At 59.6% G+C, this 3609-nt stretch carries 3 protein-coding genes; 2 read left to right on the top strand and 1 reads right to left on the bottom strand.

The features are described from left to right. A partial coding sequence (locus ACESMB_RS12795; RefSeq protein WP_372971732.1) for a pyridoxal-phosphate dependent enzyme occupies nucleotides 1–326 on the bottom strand: 326 nt, incomplete at its 3' end. 208 nt (nucleotides 327–534) lie between these two features. On the opposite strand from ACESMB_RS12795, the gene ACESMB_RS12790 reads away from it, so the two are divergent. Continuing rightward, nucleotides 535–2112 carry a Re/Si-specific NAD(P)(+) transhydrogenase subunit alpha gene (locus ACESMB_RS12790; protein ID WP_372927439.1) on the top strand — a complete coding sequence of 526 codons (1578 nt, stop codon included), beginning with the start codon at nucleotides 535–537 and terminating at the stop codon, nucleotides 2110–2112. Nucleotides 2113–2124: 12 nt separating this feature from the next. Then, nucleotides 2125–3519 (top strand): Re/Si-specific NAD(P)(+) transhydrogenase subunit beta, encoded by a 1395-nt coding sequence (gene pntB / locus ACESMB_RS12785; RefSeq protein ID WP_372927440.1) that lies wholly within the window; start codon nucleotides 2125–2127, stop codon nucleotides 3517–3519. Nucleotides 3520–3609: the final 90 nt, after the last annotated feature.

The raw sequence follows: 3609 nt of genomic DNA, 5'->3' as shown, positions 1-3609 counted from the left end.
GGGCTGGAGCCTTCGGGCATCACCACCGTGAGTGGGACATTCTGCATCGCCGCCGCCCAGGCCAGGGCGATGGCATGATTGCCTGCAGACACCGTCACCAGCCCCGCCTTGAGTTCATCTCCATTGGCAGTCAGCAGCCAGTTCAAAGCACCTCTGGCCTTGAAGCTGCCGGTGCGCTGAAGGCTCTCGCATTTCAACCCCAGCGGCTGGCCCGTGGCGGCATCCAGGTCAGGCACATTCAGAAGCGGAGTTTCGCCCAGTTGCGTTCGAATACGCTGCTCCGCTTCCAGAATCCGGGATTGGTCAGGTAGAGTTGATTTGGTCATCTTGAACGCTCCTGTCGTTCCCTGATACGAAGCATGATATCGGGTAACCTGCAAAGGGAGAAAGGATTGACCCTTACGCGGCGGATAGCAAAAAAGCGCATTGCATTGATTGAGACGAAGAATTACAGCGGGCAGATCTGGCAACTTGCACTAGTATGTAGATATCCAGACATCTGGTTCATCGGGCAATCCGGAGGACGTAACAAAAATGAAAATCGGTATCCCCAGGGAAATCTTCAAGGATGAGCGGCGTGTAGCAGCCACGCCACCGTCCGTTCACAAACTCATTGGCCTCGGTTACGAGGTGGTTGTTGAAGGCAACGCCGGTGAGGCGGCGAATTACTCGGATGCAGCCTACGAAAAAGTGGGCGCGGCCATAGCAGCCGATACCACGTCGCTGTGGCAGCAGGCGGACTTTATTCTGAAAGTTCGTGCGCCTGTGGAAAATCCCGCCCTTGGCAAACACGAAGTGGATCTGATGAAGGAAGGGGCGTTTCTGGTCAGCTATATCTGGCCGGCGCAGAATCCGCAGCTGCTGGAGAAGCTGGCAGCCAGAAAGATTACCGCCTTCGCCATCGACAGCCTGCCACGCATCAGCCGCGCCCAGAAGATGGATGCGCTCAGCGCCATGGCCAATATTGCCGGCTATCGGGCGGTGATTGAGGCGGCCAACAATTTCGGGCGCTTCTTTACAGGGCAGGTGACAGCGGCAGGCAAGGTTCCGCCAGCGAAGATCATGGTCATCGGTGCGGGCGTAGCCGGCCTTGCCGCGATTGGTGCTGCAAACAGTATGGGTGCCATCGTGCGGGCCTTTGACACCCGCCTGGAAGTGAAGGAACAGGTCGAAAGCATGGGCGCCGAGTTCCTGGAGCTGGATTTCGGTGACGAGGAAGGCAGCGGTGGTGGCGGCTACGCCAAGCAGATGAGCGACGAGTTCATCAAGGCGGAAATGGCGCTGTTTGCGGAGCAGGCGGAAGAGGTGGACATCATCATCACCACCGCGCTGATTCCCGGCAAGCCGGCCCCTAAGCTGATCACCGCCGACATGGTGAAATCCATGAAACCCGGCAGCGTGATTGTCGACCTGGCATCAGAGCGCGGCGGCAACTGCGAACTCACCGAACCCGGTGAGGTGGCCCACCACCATGGCGTCACGCTGATCGGCTACACTGATCTGCCAAGCCGCATGGCCAAGGTCGCCAGTGATCTTTACGCCACCAACCTGGTGCACCTGCTCACGGAGCTGACTCCTGAGAAGGACGGCACGCCACAGGTCGATATGGAAGACGATGTCATTCGTGGCCTGACGGTAGTGCACGAGGCCGAGATTACCTGGCCGCCACCCCAGCCGGAGGCGCCAGTCAGCACTGCACCACCGCCGGGGACCGAAGAACCGTCGGCTGCTGACAAAGCCGCAGCAAAGAAGCACGCAGATCGCCGCAGCCTGATCGGCAAGGGTGTTCTGCTGGTAGTGACAGCCCTGGCGCTCTACGGCGTTGGTGCCCACGCACCGGAGAGTTTCCTGCAACACTTCACAGTGTTCGTGCTGTCCTGCTTTATCGGCTGGCAGGTGATCTGGAACGTGACGCCTTCCCTGCACACCCCCCTGATGAGTGTGACCAACGCCATCAGCGGCATCATTGTGATTGGTGCCATTCTGCATCTGGCCCAGGCGGAGAATATTGCCGTCGGTATCATGGCCTTTGTCGCGGTGCTGATCGCCAGCATCAACGTGGGGGGCGGCTTCAGGGTCACCCATCGCATGCTCAAAATGTTCCGCAAGTAGGAGGCGCCCGATATGAGCACAGGATTGGTGAGCGTGGCCTACGTGGTCGCAAGTATCTGTTTTATTCTCAGCCTGGGCGGCCTCAGCCACCAGGAATCCGCACGGCGCGGTAACCTCTACGGGGTTGCCGGCATCATCATCGCGGTTGGAGCCACCCTTGCCAGCGTTGGCGACGGTGGTATCACTGCTATTGTGATTGCGGTGCTGGTGGGTGCCGGTATTGGTATTCCCATCGCCAACAAGGTGGAAATGACCCAGATGCCGCAACTGGTCGCCCTGCTCCACAGCTTTGTGGGCCTGGCGGCAGTTCTGGTGGGTTTCTCCGGATACATCGAGCCGTTGATCCCTACAACGGGCGCGGAACACACCATCAAACTGGTGGAAGTGTTTGTGGGTGTCTTTATCGGTGCGGTGACCTTTACCGGGTCGCTGGTGGCCTGTGGCAAACTCGACGGCCGCATCGACAGCAAGGCCCTTACCCTGCCCGGCCGGCACCTGATGAACCTGGCCGCCGTTATCGCCTGCGTATTCCTCGGTGCCTGGTTCCTCGGCACTGACAGCATGGCCCTGGGCATCATTGCCCTGATGTTGATGACGGTGATCGCCTCGGTACTCGGCATTCACCTGATCATGGCCATTGGCGGTGCCGACATGCCGGTAGTGGTGTCCATGCTCAACAGCTACTCCGGATGGGCAGCTGCCTCCATTGGTTTCATGCTGGGCAATGACCTGCTTATTGTCGTCGGTGCCCTGGTGGGCAGCAGCGGTGCCATTCTCAGCTATATCATGTGCAAGGCCATGAACCGTTCATTCATCAGCGTGATCCTTGGCGGCTTCGGGCAGACCAGCAGCAGCTCGGCCGCAGCGGATTCCGACCAGACGGTTCACGAATCCAGTGTCGATGATGTCTGTGAGGAACTGCGCAACGCAGACTCGGTGATTATCGTGCCGGGTTACGGCATGGCGGTGGCTCAGGCCCAGAATGGCGTCAGCGAGATGACCAAGATACTGCGGGACCGTGGGGTGAACGTGCGTTTCGGTATTCACCCCGTCGCTGGCCGCCTGCCGGGGCACATGAACGTGCTGCTGGCAGAGGCTCACGTACCCTATGACGTCGTGCTGGAAATGGACGAAATCAACGCCGATTTCCCGGAAACCGACGTGGTGCTGGTGATTGGAGCCAACGACACGGTGAATCCGTCTGCTGCCGAAGACCCCGGCAGCCCCATCGCCGGCATGCCGGTACTGGAAGTATGGAAGGCCCGGCAGGTGGTTGTTCTAAAGCGCGGCATGGCCACGGGTTATTCCGGCGTGGAGAACCCGCTGTTCTTCAAGGACAACACCCGCATGCTGTTTGGTGATGCCAAGGAGAGCATTGATAAGCTGGTGGGCGGCCTGCGGGGCTGATCCCCCAGACCGGCCTGTTCAGGCTTCTGCCTCCCTGGCAAAGAACCGTTCAATCTGCCGGGCATGGCTCTGGCCATCCCGGTAGCCCAT

Origin of the sequence: Marinobacter sp. (genome assembly GCF_041686475.1) — a bacterium.
Taxonomy (GTDB): Bacteria; Pseudomonadota; Gammaproteobacteria; order Pseudomonadales; family Oleiphilaceae; genus Marinobacter.
This window is presented reverse-complemented; position numbering and strand designations above follow the sequence as displayed.

Coding starts and splice junctions, on each gene's coding strand:
- ACESMB_RS12790 (WP_372927439.1), top strand. CDS start 535: ATGAAAATCGGTATCCCCAGGGAAATCTTCAAGGATGAGCGGCGTGTA.
- pntB (WP_372927440.1), top strand. CDS start 2,125: ATGAGCACAGGATTGGTGAGCGTGGCCTACGTGGTCGCAAGTATCTGT.